The sequence below is a fragment of the Roseimicrobium sp. ORNL1 genome (assembly GCF_011044495.1).
In the GTDB taxonomy this organism is placed as follows: domain Bacteria; phylum Verrucomicrobiota; class Verrucomicrobiia; order Verrucomicrobiales; family Verrucomicrobiaceae; genus Roseimicrobium.
This window is the reverse complement of record NZ_CP049143.1, coordinates 2,161,146-2,178,696: the sequence shown is the minus strand read 5'-3', so window position 1 is coordinate 2,178,696 and position 17,551 is coordinate 2,161,146. Positions and strand designations below refer to the sequence as shown.

Below are 17,551 nucleotides of genomic sequence, written 5' to 3'. Positions count from 1 at the left end.
CCAGACTCACTGGTTCCCAATCTTCACGGAAAGCCGGGGCTCTCATGCTCCGGCTTTTTGCTTTTTCACCGCTCTTCACTCACCTCACTTCAGCTCAAAGGTCTCCCAACCGGCATGTCCTCTCCCGCAGACAACTTCGTCATCCGCCTGATTGATCCGGTGGATCAGGAGACGCTCTCGCGTTGTTTTCCGGTGGCGCAGGAACTCCGTCCGCACTTCACTGAGGAGGATGCGTTTGTGCATGCGGCCATCATGGCCCAAGGACGCGGCGCGAACTACGTCTATCTGGAGCACCAGGGCGAGGTGCGTGCCTTCACAGGTTTCCGCATCTGCCAGAATCTCGTCTGGGGCACGCACATGTATGTGGATGACCTTGTCACGCGCGCGCAGGATCACGGGCACGGCTACGGCAGTGCCCTCTTTGACTGGCTGGTGGAAGAAGCACGCCGCCGTGGCTGTGCACACTTCCAACTCGACTCCGGCGTGCAGCGGTTTGACGCACACCGCTTTTACCTGCACAAAGGGATGAACATCACCAGTCACCACTTCGCCCTGCCGCTCTGAGTGTGCGTGGCACGTCACTTTCACCTTCCATTTTTCCTTTCCACTCCCCATGCTCGCTGAACTCGACACCATCCGCACCGAAGGCATCACCACCCTCGAAGGCATCTCTGATGAGACTGCGCTGGAGAACTTCCGCGTGAACTTCCTGGGCAAGAAGGGCCGCCTCACCACAGTGTCCGCCGGCATGCGTGATGTGCCGCCGGATCAGAAGGCCGCCGTGGGTGCCAAGCTCAATGAGGTGCGCACCGCTTTGACCGCGGGCATTGATCAGAAACTTACCGCGCTGCAGTCCGCCAAGGATGCCGAGTCCGTGAAGGGCATCGATGTCACCCTGCCCGGTCGTCCGGCCCGCTCCGGTGCGCTGCACCCGCTCACGCGCATCCGCGACCGCGCCATCCAGACGCTGCGCCGCATGGGCTTCGCTCTGGCAGACGGCCCTGAAATCGAAACGGAGTGGCATTGCTTCGATGCGCTGAATACGCCGGCGGATCACCCCGCGCGCAATGAGAAGGACACCTTCTACCTTCCCGATGGCCGTCTCCTTCGCACGCACACCAGCACCGTGCAGATCCGCACCATGGAAGTGGCGAAGACCCTGCCCGTGCGCATCATCGCTCCCGGCGCTGCTTATCGCCGCGATGAAATCGACGCCACGCACCTGAGCGTCTTCAACCAGCTCGAAGGTCTCTACGTCTCCACGGATGTGAGCCTTGCCGACCTGAAAGGCACGCTGGAGTACTTCTTCCAGGACACCTTCGGTCCGCAGACGCAAGTGCGTTTCCGCCCGCACTTCTTCCCCTTCACCGAACCCAGCTTCGAGATCGACATCAAGCTCGAGGTCAAAGGCCAGGAAGCGCGCTGGATTGAAATCGCTGGGTGCGGCATGGTGGATCCCGCCGTGTTCGAAGCCGTGTGCAAGTCCCGTGGCGACAAGCTGTTCGATCCCGAGAAGGTCACCGGCTTCGCCTTCGGCATGGGCCTGGATCGTCTCGCCATGATCCTGCACGGCATCACAGACATCCGTCACTTGATTGAGAACGACACGAGATTCCTCTCGCAGTTCTAGATCTAGTCCTCATGACGCGCAGGTGCGAAACCTGCTGACCACAGTCCGGTGCATTGTATCCTCTTCTACTGACGAGAACCTTTCTGCGCCATGTTCAAACGCCTGCTCCGCCCCCTGCTTGAACCTCTCGCGGCGAAGCTGGACAAGCTGCTGAACCGCACGTCGGAAGGTTTCAAGAAGCAGCAGGAACGGCAGTCGGAGACGCGAGAGAAACAAAGCGAGCGCATGAACATGCTCTCGCGCCAGATCGATGACTCACGCGATGAGATCATCCGCGGCTTCGCCCGGCAGGAGGCCAAGCTGAATTCGATGAAGCGCGAGCTCGATGAAGTGATGCACCGCCTCAACAAGCTCGGCACCGCCACGAGCGGTCGTGCGGCAGGGGGAATGGTAAGCATGGCGAGCACCTCACCGGATGCGCCCACGGCAAGCGCTCCCGAAGGTAAGCAAAGCGAGCAGACGGAGCCATCCGAGAATCCTGTCGCGGAGATGATGCTCGATGCAGGCGGCACATGGCTGGCATCCCAAGCAAATGAGCGGGAGAAAGCCTAGAGCATTTTGAAAATGACATAGCCTCTTTTAGGCTCTGATGAGTAGCGGTTGGATGTACGTGCCCGGTACGGCAGCATCAATATCCCATGGATGCTCCAGTCGCGGAGCGACGCCCGAACCGGTGACTCTTGGGTGAGGTCATGCGTTCGGGTGTCGCTTCGCGACTAAGCTTCCAATCGGCCACGGCTTTAAATGGACCGCTCTAAGATTCTTCCTACTGCCCAGGTTGGCCAAAGATCCAGATGAGCAGGACCAAGGTTACCCACGAGACCACGGCCACCGTCATGCCGGCGCGCATGTAGCGCGCGTAGCCCCTTTCCTCGTTGAGCATCTCGGGAAGTTCCGAGTCCTTCCAAAAGAAATACCTCCACCCCGTGATGCCGCGCCGCTTCATATAACGGTGGCGCAGGATATTCCACGAGATACCGCCGACCGCGCCTCCAACGGCAAAGCAAATGGTGAGAAACCAGTAGAGGAGCTTCATGAAAGGCCAGAAGGATGCTCCACTCAATCTACCACCACGCCCTCTTCCAGTAATCGCCGCTTCATCATCCTGCCAGTGTGAAATTCCAGCGCGATGTATCTTGCAGGTTTGCTGCCGGTATTCTTCAAGCCGTGAGGCTCTCCCGCTACACAAACAATCACTCCTCCCGCACTCACGGTGCCTCCAAAGCATGAGACCTCGCCTTCGAGCACGATGAGGATCACGTCGTAGTCATCCACATGCGGGTCATAGCCAGCGCCGGGTTCCATGATGGTGACATGCCCATGCAGCTTGCTCAGATAGGAGGTGGCTCCGTCCATGAGCGGCGTGTGCCGCCATCCTTCCGTGGCATCAGATGCTTTCGTTTCATCGCCCGGAAGGCTGGGCGTACTCGTGAAAACTCCGGGGTCCAAGGGAGGGATCTCACCCGAAGGATCCGAAATCCACCGCAGCATGAGGTATTTTGCAGGCTGTTCGCTGGTGGTCGTGAGCGTGTGATAAAAGCCAGCCGGATAGTAAGCGACCTCGCCCGCCCGCTGGACGAAGCGGTTACGCCCCTCCCAAGTGGGATGGTGAACTTCCACCTCCCCCTCCAGCACCACCAGAATTTCCTCCTCAGGATGCTGGAACGGAGGATGCGGGCATTTGCCCTGGCTCAGCACGGACATGTGGCAGATCACATCCGCCAGGCCTGCCGTGTACCCACGAAAGAAATGATGCGCATTCCACCCCACCTTGCCAGGCACCAGTGGTGACGAGGGAGCATGATGATTTCCGCTGCGCAGGCGGCCCACCTCGGGACCATCCGGCAGCATCGGTGGCCGGGTGATGCGGTTGATGCCCGTGCCATCCCTGCCGCTCATCAACAGGCACGGCGGCCACGGTTGACCGAGAAACTTGAAGGGCCACTCACAATGCCCCTGAACCGGCATGCGGATGGGTGTGTCCACGGCGGCATACTGCAGCAGCAGCGCCGTGCGACTGAGGTGTGGACTGAGATTGTTCGACCCATGCCAGATGCGTCCATCGAAGAACAGAGCCTCGCCATCATGCATGGGCACGAGTTCCGGTTCTTCCCGCGCGCCGCATTCCTTCACCCATGCCGCGATATCCTCATCCGTGATCTCATTCCTGCGCCTGCCTTTCTGCGCAGCCTTCTCCTGCACGGTGGCGCCGAACTCATGGGACCCTGGCGCCATCTTCAGCGACGTGTGCTCACACGTCCCTTGCAGTCCAATCCATACCGACACCGTGCGCGCTGTGGGCGCTGAACTCTCGATGTCCGAGTGCCAGGGATGCACCTCCCCCGGCATGCGATGCACGAGGCTGGCACCCCACAACACCACATTGTCACCCAAGGCCGACCTCACATGCGAGAGGATGCGCCAGTCCACCGCCACATCGTAAAAGGAACGCTGGCTCACCGCCCAGCCCTTGTACCATTGCGCAGGCTTTTCGAAGTGGTGCTCCAGCACGCCCATGAGCCACCGGCATTCTGCTGCGGAGAATACCGGCACCGGCTGCGCATATCCCCGCGTGGCCAATTCCGATTTCACACGCTCTGCGACGGACTTCTCCATGGATTTTCCTTGGCTGTACGCAACCCCTTTTGCAAGGCCATGCTTCGCTCCGTTTGTGCCTGCGCTTGCCGGAGACAAATGCGTCTCCTGTGAAATATGGCTGGGGCGCGGCAGCTTGTGTGTGCCATTCCAGCGGAAGATGGAATTGGCGAAACCGAGGGACAGGGACTTCACGCTAGCCTCTGACCTCCAGCGGACGAAATCAAAACTCAACTGGTCCCGCTTGGAGTGGCTCTGCAGTTCACGCCACCATGCATCGGAAAATTGCCGCGCAGCCTGCACCTGATGCCGCCGCACCAGGAACATAGTGGCGTGCAGTCCCCAGTACTGAGGCAGGCCCAAGGATCGATACCGCGCCATCTGCCCCGCGACCAGTGCCGGATAGTCCAAACCCAGTTCCAGCACGGCCTCGGACTCCTCATACACACACGCGCGTTCTCCATGGGATGGCACGGCGTAATCGGCATCTCCCAGCAGGTCGAGCACACCGCCGGCATCCAGCTTGAGCACGTCGCAGTTCGCATCCACCCAAACGGAGACCTCGTAGTCGTTTACGAAAAGATGCGGCAGCAGCTTCACCCGCCGCGCATCCCGCTGGGGATCCTCAAAAGCACGCGGCACCGCCCTCCGCTCCCACGGCACCGGAACCGGGGCATGTTCGTCTTCGGTAAAAAACAGATACGTCAGCGCAGGATCCGGCTCATGGACAACCGGAGGGTCGTCATAGCCTCCAAACACGGCGGTGTAGACGACCACTCGGGGAACAGAATGCTGCGAATGCTGCACCACGATGAAATAACAAAAACGAATTGTAGCGCAAGTGTTGGCTTCTCAACACAAGCAAACTCCTTGCGCCCCCCGCCTGGTGATCTCTACAGTCTATCGATGGGTCGACGAAAGGTCTCACCAGGAAGCCAACTGCTGATGTACACTCCTTTGCTTCTGGCGGTGTATCTCGCGAGCTGTGCGCCGGTGGAGTCCTGGTATCTCATGTGTTATCGGAAAGGGCCACACCTCGTCCACCCCTTTTTATACCAGCCTCCAACGTCCTTGGGAGGCGCTGCTCCCGGCACACTTCCGCCACGCACAGAAGTGGTGGCTTACTTTATGGACCCGCGAAATTATGCCCGCGAACACACTCCGGCGTGGATGCAATTCATCTACGCTCCCGTCCACTGGCTGGAGCAGGTGCATCCCAAGATCGGCGAGGGGACGATGCGGTACTGGGACTGGTGCCATGAGCAATGGAAATAGATCTCCATTGCCCGTCCTGCTTCGCGGCAGATCTCTCCACCACCTCAGAATTTCAACGATGCAATAATGGAGGCAAAGTGCTCTTGTTCATCGCCCCGCAGTAGGTGTCCCTCGTAGTCGAGAAGGATGGCAAAGTTGGCACCGACTTCGATGAGAATGCCGCCACCCACATTCAGGTAGTCATCATCAGGTCGAGCGGTGCGCGCGTGCACTTCATAGTCCGGAGTCACACCTCCGCCCGAGAGCCAGCGATAGGGAGAGCTGCCCAGGGAGACTTTCACCAACTCATTGGCATTCAGATTTTCACGCTCCCATGCGGCGCGTATCTGCGGGGTGATGGCGCCAAAGCCAGTCTCGAACCGGCGAGAAGCCTGCCAGCCGACGCGTGTCACCAGCGAATCGTACTTCTGGTCCTCATAGGACAAATTCGCCCTGCCGGCTCCGTGTTCGGCATAGCCATCGAGCTCTCCGTTTCGATAGTCCAGGCCGATGAAGGGACCGGTGCGGAACTCTCCACAGTGAAAGTTGTATCCGGCATTGAACTCCACGGAGTGATTCTCGCTGTCAGGCTCAGCGCGTGCCGTGGTGCCCAAGCCAGTGCGGCGATGGATGTCCTCTTCAAAACTGCCAAAGCTGTAGAGCGTGTCCGCGTAAAAATTTCCAGGTGTCCATGACACGTAGGCGGAAAGCGCGAAGCCATCGAGATCCACGCTTCCACGACTGTCAAAGTCACCGTCCGTCTGGAGATACGTGCCCGCGAGACCGAGCACCAAATCATCCGCCACACGCCACTCCACTCCCAGAGTACCGCTCCAGCTTTCCGCTTCGAATCCGCTCGCGAGACCGCGCCAATCCATGTCTGCGGAGGCATAGCCACTGCCTGCATAGAGGGTGAAGGCGCCGTCGTCTGTGGATACCTGCATAGGCTGGGGTTGCACCACCACCTTGCCCTTGCCACTCGCGACCGCAGGAGGCGGCGCAGGCACAGCCTCGGGTGCCGGATCCCCACCAGCGCGCAGGCGGAAGAGACGCCCATTCACATCCCGCGTACTGGCACGCACCGAGTGGAGCAACAGCTCCCGTTGGGAAAGCGCGACAGGCAGACCTGAAACGACACAGGAACCGATGGCCGCGGCATCAATCGCCAACACACCCGAGTTACTGGTGGTGACGATCAAGAAGCCCGGCTGCCCTCCCACGCTGCCAGCTGCAAAGGTCGCATTGGCCGTGGCCGAGCTGCTAAACGGCTGCACGGCACCGCCACCAAACTGATTGAATCCACCACCACCACCGCCCTGGAAGCCACTCTGTCCACCGAATTGCTGGAAGCCCTGGAATCCCCCTTGGCCGCCAAAATTGAAACTGCCACCACCTTGGAATCCACCTCCGCCACCGAAACCTCCCTGAAAGCCTCCTCCTCCGCCAAATTGGTTGAACCCGCCTCCTTGAAAACCGGCTTGGAATCCTCCACCGCCGCCGAAGTTGAAATTGAACCCTCCGCCTTGGAACCCCTGCGCGTGGCTGGTACTGGTGATGACCCCGCCGATAGCGAGGAGAATAAGAGCCAGCACCCCTGTCTTCGCAATGGTGAGCGTCTTCATGATGGAAAAAGGGAACCGGGCAGATTGCAACACCGGGCCAGCTGTTTGTCAAGACAACTGGTGGAGGGAATCAAGCACCTTCGGGCCTTCACCCGCGGGATAAGGGCAAAGGCTGCCGCAATATCCGTCCGGCCGTCTCGGCAGGCACAAACGCCAGCAGCGCCGCGACCATCGTCATCTGGAAAGCGCCGAGGCCACTGAGAAGGGCGAGCATGACGTGAAGGAAGAGTCCCGCCACCAGCACCACCGGTCGCAGCCGTGGATGCCAGACCAGAAAGGCAAAACTCAACTCGAATCCCACCGTGAAAATACCGCCCGCCAGGGAGACGAACTGCCACAGCATCTCATGCTGCGCCATCCACTCCACGGGTACCCCACCGTACTCGGGACTCATCATGAGCAAATACACCGCCGTGCCATTCCACCAGGTGGGGCCCTGCAGCTTTGCCGCACCCGCGCAGAAGTAGATGAGGCAAAGGTGCACCTGAATGAGCCGGAGTGAGATATTGGCAAAGGTACTGGGCACAACGATCCCTGGTCCACTCTTGCCGCGAGACTTCAGCCACGCATCGATGGAACACACCGCGCCCGCCGGCCCCACACTCAGGTACAAGAGCAGCAACAGGAGAATGGCGTCCATGCCCGAGTAGATGACCATGCCGCGCTGGACGTAGCTCACATGTCCCAGCCAGGTGAGGAGCAGCGCCCAGCGTGTGCCAACTCCAATCAACACACACACCGCGGCCAGGATGAGCCCCACCTGCACAGCCATCACCATGCCCGGTGACTCAGGCAGCAGATGCCAGAGGGAAAAGGTGCCCCACCAGCGATTGGTGGGGAGCACGGGATTGCCCGCAGCATCCCGCTTGAGGTTTCCAGCGTCATCCAAAAGTGGCCCCGAGAGAGGTACCAGTGTGCCCGCAGGGTCACGGTAGTCTCTCATGTGGTTGCCTTCCGCCAGGAGACGCATCTCCTGCATCCCCTTCCGATCCAGCCACGCCGTCTCCCCTACCACCGCGGAGATCTGCGTCCAGGTGACTGCATGGATCCAGAGCAAGACACCAGCCGTGAGGATGCGCACCAGCGCCAGCGGCGCTGGATGGGCCACGGCAAACCAGAACGCATCCCAGGAGTGCCAGAGGCTGTGCCACCAAATGTGGGAGGTCGTCGTTCTGCCGGTGGTGGTATTTTTCATCTCAGGTCATCCCATGATGCATCACAGTCGCAGCCAGTCTCTTTCATGGATTCACATCCCGGCTCATCACCGCCGAGCCGATGCGCTCCTGCAGAGGTCTGCCATCGCCTGCGGCAGTGAGTTCCGGGTATTCCCGCAGCAGTCGACGGAGGGTGCCGGGCATGTCAGGGCTCTGCTGCTGTAACGGCGCACCAGAGGCTCCGACGTCACGCAGCATGCGCTCAGCCAATTCCAAGATGCCGCGACGATCATGGCCAATGCTGGCAGCCGCGCCAAGCGGCACGCCTTCGGCAGAGTAGGTACCGACGCTCGCCGGAAAGTAGAGGCGTAGGTCTTCCGCATCCCATCCACTCCGGACCTGCTGCGGCATCCGAATGGCATGGGAGACTGAGTACAGTTCCACCCGCGTCACCGGATTGGCCGCAGTTCCATGCAGCCGCGCCAGTCGTCTCGCAAAGGCCATGGCGTAGGTCAGGCCGACTTCCGAAACGCGTGGCCGCCCCGGCGCCATGACCATATCCCCCGGCGCCACCTGAGCGCCCAGCAGCATCGCCGGATAGAGCTCCCGCTGGTAGGCCAGGGTCCACGTCTGCCGTTCCCGTGAGGGATACTCAACCCACACCGCCCCTCCCTGGGCACGCTCCACCCGCGCCCAGATCAAGCTCGCAGGTCCCGGGTCCGGCGCGAAAAAACGGTACCCGCTGTTCACCCCCAGGAAACGCACGTACGGCATGACAGGCTCGGCCGCTTTCTGGAGCAGCGGCGGGGCCGTGTAGCGCCCGCCCTCGGTGGTGCCCACCATCAGCAGCATCGCCGCGAAATGCGCCACTATCAGGAGGCTGATGCCCGCCTTCACCTTCGGCCCCAGCACCCGGGGCACGCCACCCTGCCCTCGCTGCGCCTCATCACGGATGGAAGTGGGACCGGACATGGGTGGATGGCTGGCAGACGGCAGCGGCAGCGGATTTCCGCGACACAACCGCCAGTGCGCCATTGTGAAACCATTGTTGCACTGGTCAAGGCCGACTCTCCCGCCCGTGTCTGCCGCTCCCGGCAGATTGCATTTCCCCTTGCCCAAAGCCCCGCCATCCGTACCTATCTTCCCCCCTGAATCGGACGGTGATCCCCGCCCCCGCCCAGGGGCGAAACTCCGGATCCTTCCCGTTCATGAAAGTCTCCCTCTCCTGGCTCAAGACGCACCTCGACCTGGCCGATGCGTCCGTGGAATCCCTGCGCGACCTGCTGACCTTCGCTGGCATTGAAGTGGAAGGCATCGAAGTGCGCGGCGTGGACACGGACAAGATTGTGGTGGCGCAGATTCTGGAGTCCGTGCAGCACCCGAATGCGGACCGCCTCAGCGTGGCGCAGGTGGATGACGGCAGCGGCACGAAGCGCCAGATCGTGTGCGGCGCGAAGAATTACAAGGTGGGTGACAAGGTCCCACTCGCCCTCCCCGGCGCGAAGCTGCCCGGCGGCATCGAAATCAAGGCAGGCAAACTCCGCGATGTGGAGTCCATGGGCATGATGTGCAGCGGGCGCGAGCTCGGCATTGGCGATGACCACGGCGGCTTGCTCATTCTCGACCCCGCGCTGAAGGTTGGCAGTCTCTTCAAGGACATCGTGCCCCCGGATGTGGTCTTCGACCTCGAAATCACCCCGAATCGTTCGGACCTCCTCAGCCACACGGGTCTGGCCCGCGAACTCGCAGCGCTCACTGGCAAGGCTCTTAAGAGCACTCCTGAAATCGCTCTTCCAGAAGAGGAGAAAGCTTCCAAGAGCCAGGTGCGCCTCGATGCGCCGGATGCCTGCCCCTACTACACCGCCCGCTACATCCGTGGCGTGAAGGTGGGACCGAGTCCAGAGTGGCTGCGCAGCCGACTGGAAAGTGTGGGCCTTCGTCCCATCAACAACGTGGTGGACATCACCAACTACGTACTGCACGAGGTCGGCCAGCCGCTGCATGCCTTCGACGCCGACAAGCTGGAAGGCGGCATCATCGTGCGCCACGCGTCAGAAGGTGAAACCATGGTGGCGCTGGATGGCAACAGCTACGCGCTCACCACCGAAGACCTCGTGATCGCGGACAAAGCCTGTGCCGTGGCCATCGCCGGCGTCATGGGCGGTAATGCCACGAGCGTGGTGGATGGCACCACGAACATCCTCCTGGAGTCCGCCTACTTCACCCCCAGCCAGGTGCGCCGCACTTCGCGCCGCCTCATTCTCAGCAGCGACTCCAGCTACCGCTTCGAGCGCGGCGTGGATCCGCAGGGTGTGCTGGAAGCCTCCGCACTCGCCACGAAGCTGATCCTCGAGATCGCCGGTGGCAAGGCTGATGAAGAAGTACTCGTCGCAGGCAAGGCGCCCGTGCTCGTGAAGGACATCGTGTTCGACGAACTCAAAGCGAAGGCCCTCATCGGCATTCCGGATCTCGATCGGTATGAAATGCACAAGGTGCTCTCCTCACTCGGCCTCCAACTTCTCGGCGCCAAGGGACGCGACTCTTCGAAGTGGCAGATTCCCTCGCATCGTCTCGACCTGCAGCGCTCCATCGATCTTGTCGAAGAAGTCGCACGCGTAGTCGGACTGGATCGTGTGCCGAGCCGTGCAGCAGGCGCCTTCTCTCCCGCGCAGGCCACGGATCGCACCTATGACTTCACCATGACGCTGCGCAATGCGCTGGTGGAGCGTGGATTCTTCGAAGCGCAAACGCTACGCCTCATCGCCACCTCACAGCTCAACGATGTGCTTGGCCAGCCGGTCACGCCCGAGAAGTCCGTGGCCGTGAAAAATGCCCTCAGCGAAGATCACACCACGCTGCGCCCGAGTCTGGTCCCAGGTCTGCTCGCCACCGCAGCGCTGAACATCCGCCAGGGTCTGCAGCGCCTGCGTTTCTTTGAGATTGGCCGTGTGTTCCTGATGAACCCGAACGGCACGAACCGTGAAGAGGAGCGCATTGCCGTGCTGCTCAGCGGTCCTGCCGATGCCTCAAGCTGGGCGCAACAGGAAAGCCCTGCGGTGGATATCTTCCACCTGCGTGGCGTGCTGGAAACACTGCCGGGCATCGCAGGCAGCAGCATCGAACTCGTGACGAAGCCGCTCGAAGGCTGGCTGCTCTCCGCCGAAGTGAAGCGCGGCAGCAAGACACTCGGATGGATCGCCCAAGTGCATCCTGCACGCGTGCGTGAACTCGATGCTCGTCATCCTGTGTATGTCGCCGAGCTCTCGCTCAGCGCGCTGCAACAAGGCGCTCAGGGCACGACGAAATTCACCGAACTGCAACGCTACCCGAGCATTACGCGCGACGTGGCACTGGAGGTGCCGGCAGATCTTCCCACCTCGAAGATTGCCGCCTTCTTCGCTTCGCAAAAAGAACCGCTCCTCGCTGGTGCAGAAGTGTTTGACGTCTTCGCAGATCACACGGGCCAGAAACTCGCAAGCGACAAAAAGTCAGTCGCTTGGAGCTTGACCTATCGCGCCACAGATCGAACATTGGAGTCGAAGGAAGTGGACGAAGCGCACAGCCGGGTGCTCAAGGCACTGGTTGGCACGCTCCCCGCTACCATTCGCTGATAACAGACTTTTCCTCTCGCTCTTTTCACATCACCCCATTTTTCCGGAAACGGAAACCACTCTCCTGCAGTGCTCGTCTTTTGGGTCGCACATGGCCCGAACCGATAATTGAAAGCACCGGGGGTTGCGCATCTGGTGCCAATGCCACGCCTTAACTGGACTGCAAACGTACCTGCCAGCGGATCCCCACCCTGTCGCTCTATTTGGGAACGGCAGCCAGCTGCCCAGACGGCACACGTGGGATCCTAAACCGCCCTACTGTTGAGCTTGCTCCGGTGGGGCGGTTTTCTTTTTTCCGCAGAGATGATTGATGTTGAACACGACGCCCTGCCATCGTGCAAAAGGCCATTCATTTCCGGGCAAGAGCGGTACGTGATTTGCACCCGCGTGGATGGACGATTTGCCTCCGTGTGGTACACTCGTCCCGAAAGCAGCCATTTCCCCCGCCAATGAAAGCTTGCTCTTATCTCCTCGCAGCCGCGGTGCTCACGATGACGCTGGCCAACTGCACCACTCCGCAGCAGCATCCCACGCGCGCCACACAACAGCGGCCTCGCCCCATCGAGTCGGGCTATGACGATCCTGACATGGTGATGCTCGCGCAGAACGTCGAGAGACGCGGAGGCAGGATGAACATCGGCTTCTATCAGGGCTGGAGAGACTGAGCCCTGGCTGGCTGGAGGGATGCCTTGACCAGTCAGTTCGGCTCAGGAGGATCCTTCGCAAGCTCCTCCGCACTCCACGGTCCGCCGACATCGACGAACCAGTGCTTCTTGATCACCTCGGCGCCGATTTCGGTTTTGTCGCAGCGTCGTTCGAGCGCCTGCACAAAACGATCCGCCTCTTTTGGATACCGCGCCTTGAGCCAGTTACCCGTGGTATTCAGCACGTCGGCAGCCTCGGCTGATTGATCCGGCAGGAGTGATGCAGCCTTCCACGCCAGGCCCGCTGCGATGTGGCGATAGTGATAGCGCTTCTCGGGATTCAGCTTCGTGGCAGCAAGACGCTTCTTCTCTGCGGCAGTCACCGGGATGACCGTGCTCACGGGACCGGGCTTGAAGTCCTCCTCTTCATCGGCAAATCCGGAAAACTGCTTCTGCCCTGACAGGCGTTCCATGGCCACATTCATTGCGGCGAACATGCCGCCATCGGAAGCTGAGTCTGGGCCGCCCTCAGTGCCCATGAGTTCCATGCCATGGTACCGCGCCACCCATGCGGCAGTGAAGAGTGCACGGGCACGCTCCTTCTTTGGGGTCTTCTCGTTGTTCCCCACCTTGAGCGCAGCAATGTATCTTTCCAAATGGGGAAGCTCCTTTTCCGGGAGATACGCCTTCGCATCTTCATAGCGTCCCTCGCGCACGAGACGGCGACCCACCAGCGCCCGGAAGCGTGCGGGCACATCCACACTGTAGTCCTCTTCCTTCTTCGGCTGTGGCTTCGGATATTTTTTCTCCGTGTAGTCGAGAAGCTCCTGGGTGGTGAGCACACGCTCCGCGATATACGCAGCATCATCCCACATGTCTGGAAGAGCCATGAAGCTGTCCAGTGCGAGCAAGAACTCACCACGACCGAGCTGAAGCGCTCCCAAGTCCTCCCAGGCACTCACGGAGGGAAGTGGCAGATCACCTTCACCGATGCTGGCTTCCATTTCTTCATTCTTGGGAAGCCCGTGCACCACTTCGGACATGAGCGTGGCACTCAACTTCAGGTCGCCGTTTCTACGAGCCAGCTTGGCTCGAAGCCACTGGGCCGCTGGAGTCTTCCCCTTGGAGAGCTTCAGCCAGCGCTCGGCATCCTGATACTTCCCCATGCTGTAAGCCACCCAACCGAGGTGCTCAGCGTCCGGCGTTTCCTTCGCACCAGCCTTCGCCACTGCTTCAAGCCAGCGAGCCTGCCTCATCGGATTCGGCTTGGACTTGGTCGCACCGTCCTCCCAGATCGTATCCACACCACCGGCGAGCACGTGTGCTGTGACGAGCTGGCGCAGCACGGGATCCGCGGCTGCCTTGGCGAGGGCATCTTCCACGTTTTCCACGCCGTAGGCGACAGCGACCGTCGCTCCAAGCGCCTGCAGCTCATCACTGAAACTCGCCACCTCATCACGATCTGGCACCAGGAATTTCAGCGATACCACCGCAGAAGGATCGCCGAGAGCAAGCTGGGTGAGGTACAGCCGCGCTGACTTCTCCGCATGACCGGACTCCAGCTCCGCGTGCGCCTCCCAGCCATAACTTTCCGCCGCCAGTCCCAATCCATCCACAAAGCCGTCCTTCGCAAGCTGGCGACACTGCTGAAAATGCTGCACGGCATCCGCGTAGCGTTTCTCATCGATGGCGAGTTTCCCCAGCATGTAGGCAGCCCACGTGGAGCGGTACTTCCGCTCGGCAGCTGGCCGGTTCAGCAGTGCTTCCCACGCAGCCTTCGCCTCGGGCAGCTTCGAGTCTGCCATGGCCAGTGCTCCCCGATGATAATCAGCAAACTCACCGGGATCCTCCTGCGCTTCCGCAACTTCCTTATCACCCTCAGCGATGCCGCTCAAGGTCTGACGCGCGTGCTTGTGCGCCTGGAGTGCCTTAGCGTCATCCGCGCTTTTCACCTCGCCGTTCTTCAGCGCGGCTTCAAACTCTGCGATATCCACCTTCGCCGTGAAGGCATCGCGAAAGCCGACCATCGTCTCCGTGTTGGTTGGATCAGCATCCGCTGGCAGCGGCGCGGGCACGCGTTTCTCCGGTGGAGTGAACTCGGTGGCAATGCGCTTCACCTCCAGTTCCCAGAAGAACTCCGGAGGCGCCACCATGGGCTCACCTCGCTCACCAATCCACGAGCGCGGCATCCACATGCCCGTGGCAAAAAGAGTGGGACTACTGATGCTCGCGATAAAAATCGCCAGCCCAACTTTAACGGACAACTTCCACATGCAGCGGTGCGGCCGGTTCGAGGCGCAGCCACCCAATAGCACACTCCTCCCCCGGCGGCAATCGGCGTTGATTCGTCACGGTGGGGAAAAACGTGGCCTGCTGTGACTCCATCTTCACTTCCCAGCCCGGCAGGGCTTCCGCGGTGGGCACAGCGTCCCCCTCCCAGCGGGCCACGATGCTGCAGCCGGGTGGACCATCGCTTTCTCCGTCATTCATCAGAACAAAGTCCGCCGGATTTGGATTCCCCGCTGGGGAGGGAGTGGCTCCTTCCACACGCACCTTCCACGATCCCTTGGGAGCACGTCCCGCCATCACGGCGCGGAGTGTAGGCCAGCGCCAGTTGTTCTCGTCCGTCGCCACAGGAAGGCGGTACCACAGGAGTCCCCGACACGTGGCAGGCTTTTGTTTTTGCCACTCCGCCACGAGCGCCGCCATGGCTGCGGCGTCCGCGGAGTATTCCTTCAACTGCGTGCCCGGGGGCCATGTGGGCCGAACGGAATCTGAGACCACGCCCAGCAGCTTTCCATCCGGACTGTAGCCGACCACCGAACGGTACGTCGGCAGCGCGATCTCAAAGGGCAATCCAAGCTTCACCGCCTGCGCTACCCACTGTCGTGCTTCGACTGGATTGCAGATCATGGTGTTCTCATCACCGCGTGGAGAAGCCACGGAATGCACCTGCAGCACATATGCCCCAGCTTCCGATACGAGCGCTGGAAATGCCGGTTCCGGAAGCCACGACGGCAGCGTGGTGATGACGAGCGGCGCCGGTTCCACCGCACGGCGGATGGCACGCACCCACTGGGTATACCCTGCGAGCTTTTTCTGCGCACAGTCAAAGTCGAGTTGGAACTCCGCAAGGCTCACCCCCGCAGACTTCGCCTCCGCTGTGAGTTCTCGAGCCGTGGCGCAGAGCGCTTCGGTGATGGATCCAGTCTCGCTGAACGGTCCCGGCGAAGGCGCGATGCGCATGGCCACGCTCACGGGCTTGCCAAAGGCGCGCAGTGCCAGCCAGTCGACACGCGGTTTGATCGCGCGGGGATTGCCGCTCTTCCATTCGATCTCGGCTCCCAGTACTACACAGCCATCCAGCACTTCCCTGCCCTCTGCCAGACTCGCAGCCACGGGTGCATTCCAATCACGCCGCCAGATGTAGGCGCGCTGTGAGAGGGGTGCACCGTCTGGGAGGCTAGCGGAAGAGGGGTGAGGTTCAGCCTCCCTGCATGCGCTCAGCAATAGCACCGCGCCGAGAAACGAAGTGCTGAATAAACGGGGCATCGCGCAAACATAGAAAAGCCCCGACGAACATGCAAACGCGGACGCGGCCCTGGGAGCGCTGGCCTCTAGCCGGCGTGTGACGTGATTCATCACACTACAGGTTCGTCACCCCAATACGCCGGCCGGAGGCCAGCGCTCCCAGGGCTGCAATCGGCTACGTTGCGGTCCGAAATCTCACCCCACCTCCGGCAACTTCCACTCACCACGGAATGGCCGTGCCGCGAGGAGCGCATTCGCCTCCGCATCCGCACCGAAATTCTCCGCAACAGGATCCCATTTCAGGGCACGCTTCGCTTTCAAGGCCACTGATGCAAGCTGGCACAAGGCATCTGAGCGCACGGCGGTCTCGATATCGCAGATAGGCTTCATGCTGCCGCCGGACTTCACCGCATCCACAAAGTTCCGCGTGTGCTCAAGGCTCTCCGGAAGCTTGATCGACATGCTTCCCACCTTGTTCGCAGGATCGCGCAGGAGGTCGGGTGAGCTCGCCGTGATGGCGCCGCGCTTCACGTGCACCCAGCCGTTCTCGCCCTCGAAGGTGGTGCCGTGGCTGATGTTGTCCCTGCCTTCATTCACAAAGGTGATGGGAGCGGCATTCGCGAATTCATAGCGAAGTTTCCAGCTCAGTACGGCATCACATCCGCCGCCGTCTGGATACTCCCCTGCCCCTTCGATGCTTACAGGACCGGTAGCATCCGTATCATTCCCCCATGAGGCGATATCCAAGTGATGGATACCCCAACAGGAAATCATGCCGAGGGAGAAGTTCGTGATGTTCTCGTGGTTATCGCGCTGCAGTTTCTTTTCATTGTACGCGGTGAAGGGCGCCGGGCCCACCCAGCGCTCCCAGTCCACGAAATCCGGCAGAGGCTGTTCTTCAAAGGCAGCGGCCTTCTTGCCACCGGGCACGCCCACGCGGATCTCTTTCATCTTCCCCAGTCGTCCGTTGCGCACCAACTCGCAGGCCCAGCGGAACTTCAGGTCGGAGCGTTGCTGTGTGCCGAACTGAAACACGATACCCTTCTTCCTCACGGCAGCGCGCACGTGTTTCGACTCTTCGATGGACATGCCCATGGGTTTCTCGTGGTAGATGTGCTTCCCCTGCAGCACGGCGTCTGTCGCAGGTATGCTGTGCCAGTGCACCGGCAACGCCATCAGGACGGCGTCGATGGAGGGGTCGCGATGCAGCTCGCGGAAATCCTTGTACACCTTCACATCGGCGCTGGCGTAGCGCTCCTGGATGTGCCACTTCGCGCGCTCGAGGTTCTTCGTATTCACATCGCACAATGCGGTCACCCGCACGTCGTCATGATTGAGAAAGGCCCGCATGTCCACGATGCCCTGTGATCCCGTGCCGAGGACCCCGAGGGTGATCTTGTTGGAGGGTGCGGACTGTGCGCGAAGCACATGGGCAGGAACCACGCAGGGCGCCACACCGGCAGCGAGGATCTGTGCGAGAAAGGAACGGCGGGAAGGATGCGAGTTCATA

At 61.0% G+C, this 17,551-nt stretch carries 14 protein-coding genes; 6 read left to right on the top strand and 8 right to left on the bottom strand.

What is annotated here, in order from left to right:
• Positions 1 to 114: 114 nt before the first annotated feature.
• From G5S37_RS08705 to G5S37_RS08695, 3 genes are all read left to right on the top strand, one after another.
• Entirely contained in the window at positions 115 to 564 is a 450-nt protein-coding gene (locus G5S37_RS08705; RefSeq protein WP_165202776.1) for a GNAT family N-acetyltransferase, read from the top strand.
• 49 nt (positions 565 to 613) lie between these two features.
• Entirely contained in the window at positions 614 to 1,630 is a 1,017-nt protein-coding gene (gene pheS / locus G5S37_RS08700; RefSeq protein WP_165202774.1) for a phenylalanine--tRNA ligase subunit alpha, read from the top strand.
• Positions 1,631 to 1,720: 90 nt separating this feature from the next.
• The gene (locus tag G5S37_RS08695) at positions 1,721 to 2,182 is read left to right on the top strand and encodes a hypothetical protein (protein ID WP_165202772.1); all 462 of its coding nucleotides are present in this window, start codon (positions 1,721 to 1,723) and stop codon (positions 2,180 to 2,182) included.
• Between the two features lie 214 nt (positions 2,183 to 2,396).
• Here G5S37_RS08695 and G5S37_RS08690 read toward each other — a convergent pair whose 3' ends face one another.
• Positions 2,397 to 2,666 (bottom strand): hypothetical protein, encoded by a 270-nt coding sequence (locus G5S37_RS08690; RefSeq protein ID WP_165202770.1) that lies wholly within the window; start codon positions 2,664 to 2,666, stop codon positions 2,397 to 2,399.
• 23 nt (positions 2,667 to 2,689) lie between these two features.
• The gene (locus G5S37_RS08685) at positions 2,690 to 5,002 is read right to left on the bottom strand and encodes a cupin domain-containing protein (protein ID WP_165202768.1); all 2,313 of its coding nucleotides are present in this window, start codon (positions 5,000 to 5,002) and stop codon (positions 2,690 to 2,692) included.
• Positions 5,003 to 5,353: 351 nt separating this feature from the next.
• Here G5S37_RS08685 and G5S37_RS32245 point away from each other — a divergent pair, with 351 nt between their 5' ends.
• A complete protein-coding gene (locus tag G5S37_RS32245; protein WP_206026363.1) occupies positions 5,354 to 5,500 on the top strand; it encodes a hypothetical protein in 147 nt (48 codons plus the stop codon).
• Positions 5,501 to 5,544: 44 nt separating this feature from the next.
• Here G5S37_RS32245 and G5S37_RS08680 read toward each other — a convergent pair whose 3' ends face one another.
• The 3 genes from G5S37_RS08680 to G5S37_RS08670 form a co-directional block, all read right to left on the bottom strand.
• On the bottom strand, positions 5,545 to 7,101 hold the full coding sequence (locus G5S37_RS08680; protein WP_165202766.1) for an autotransporter outer membrane beta-barrel domain-containing protein: 1,557 nt from the start codon (positions 7,099 to 7,101) through the stop codon (positions 5,545 to 5,547).
• Between the two features lie 88 nt (positions 7,102 to 7,189).
• The gene (locus G5S37_RS08675; RefSeq protein WP_165202764.1) at positions 7,190 to 8,296 is read right to left on the bottom strand and encodes an HTTM domain-containing protein; all 1,107 of its coding nucleotides are present in this window, start codon (positions 8,294 to 8,296) and stop codon (positions 7,190 to 7,192) included.
• Positions 8,297 to 8,339: 43 nt separating this feature from the next.
• Positions 8,340 to 9,227, bottom strand: coding sequence for a hypothetical protein (locus G5S37_RS08670; protein WP_165202762.1), 888 nt, complete (start codon positions 9,225 to 9,227; stop codon positions 8,340 to 8,342).
• A 236-nt stretch (positions 9,228 to 9,463) separates the two neighbouring features.
• On the opposite strand from G5S37_RS08670, the gene pheT reads away from it, so the two are divergent.
• Positions 9,464 to 11,866, top strand: a complete 2,403-nt coding sequence (gene pheT, locus G5S37_RS08665; protein ID WP_165202760.1) for a phenylalanine--tRNA ligase subunit beta — start codon at positions 9,464 to 9,466, stop codon at positions 11,864 to 11,866.
• 449 nt (positions 11,867 to 12,315) lie between these two features.
• Entirely contained in the window at positions 12,316 to 12,531 is a 216-nt protein-coding gene (locus G5S37_RS08660; protein WP_165202758.1) for a hypothetical protein, read from the top strand.
• Positions 12,532 to 12,563: 32 nt separating this feature from the next.
• Here G5S37_RS08660 and G5S37_RS08655 read toward each other — a convergent pair whose 3' ends face one another.
• The 3 genes from G5S37_RS08655 to G5S37_RS08645 form a co-directional block, all read right to left on the bottom strand.
• Positions 12,564 to 14,774, bottom strand: coding sequence for a hypothetical protein (locus G5S37_RS08655; RefSeq protein WP_165202756.1), 2,211 nt, complete (start codon positions 14,772 to 14,774; stop codon positions 12,564 to 12,566).
• On the bottom strand, positions 14,764 to 15,909 hold the full coding sequence (locus tag G5S37_RS08650; protein ID WP_165202754.1) for a DUF3142 domain-containing protein: 1,146 nt from the start codon (positions 15,907 to 15,909) through the stop codon (positions 14,764 to 14,766). The genes G5S37_RS08655 and G5S37_RS08650 overlap by 11 nt, the downstream gene beginning before the upstream one ends.
• Positions 15,910 to 16,236: 327 nt before the next feature.
• The gene (locus tag G5S37_RS08645; RefSeq protein WP_165202752.1) at positions 16,237 to 17,550 is read right to left on the bottom strand and encodes a Gfo/Idh/MocA family oxidoreductase; all 1,314 of its coding nucleotides are present in this window, start codon (positions 17,548 to 17,550) and stop codon (positions 16,237 to 16,239) included.
• Position 17,551: the final 1 nt, after the last annotated feature.

What these genes read in the sequence shown, in the direction of transcription:
- G5S37_RS08705 (WP_165202776.1), top strand. Translation starts at nt 115, where the DNA reads ATGTCCTCTCCCGCAGACAACTTCGTCATCCGCCTGATTGATCCGGTG.
- pheS (WP_165202774.1), top strand. Translation starts at nt 614, where the DNA reads ATGCTCGCTGAACTCGACACCATCCGCACCGAAGGCATCACCACCCTC.
- G5S37_RS08695 (WP_165202772.1), top strand. Translation starts at nt 1,721, where the DNA reads ATGTTCAAACGCCTGCTCCGCCCCCTGCTTGAACCTCTCGCGGCGAAG.
- G5S37_RS08690 (WP_165202770.1), bottom strand. Translation starts at nt 2,666, where the DNA reads ATGAAGCTCCTCTACTGGTTTCTCACCATTTGCTTTGCCGTTGGAGGC.
- G5S37_RS32245 (WP_206026363.1), top strand. Translation starts at nt 5,354, where the DNA reads ATGGACCCGCGAAATTATGCCCGCGAACACACTCCGGCGTGGATGCAA.
- G5S37_RS08680 (WP_165202766.1), bottom strand. Translation starts at nt 7,101, where the DNA reads ATGAAGACGCTCACCATTGCGAAGACAGGGGTGCTGGCTCTTATTCTC.
- G5S37_RS08675 (WP_165202764.1), bottom strand. Translation starts at nt 8,296, where the DNA reads ATGAAAAATACCACCACCGGCAGAACGACGACCTCCCACATTTGGTGG.
- G5S37_RS08670 (WP_165202762.1), bottom strand. Translation starts at nt 9,227, where the DNA reads ATGTCCGGTCCCACTTCCATCCGTGATGAGGCGCAGCGAGGGCAGGGT.
- pheT (WP_165202760.1), top strand. Translation starts at nt 9,464, where the DNA reads ATGAAAGTCTCCCTCTCCTGGCTCAAGACGCACCTCGACCTGGCCGAT.
- G5S37_RS08660 (WP_165202758.1), top strand. Translation starts at nt 12,316, where the DNA reads ATGAAAGCTTGCTCTTATCTCCTCGCAGCCGCGGTGCTCACGATGACG.
- G5S37_RS08645 (WP_165202752.1), bottom strand. Translation starts at nt 17,550, where the DNA reads ATGAACTCGCATCCTTCCCGCCGTTCCTTTCTCGCACAGATCCTCGCT.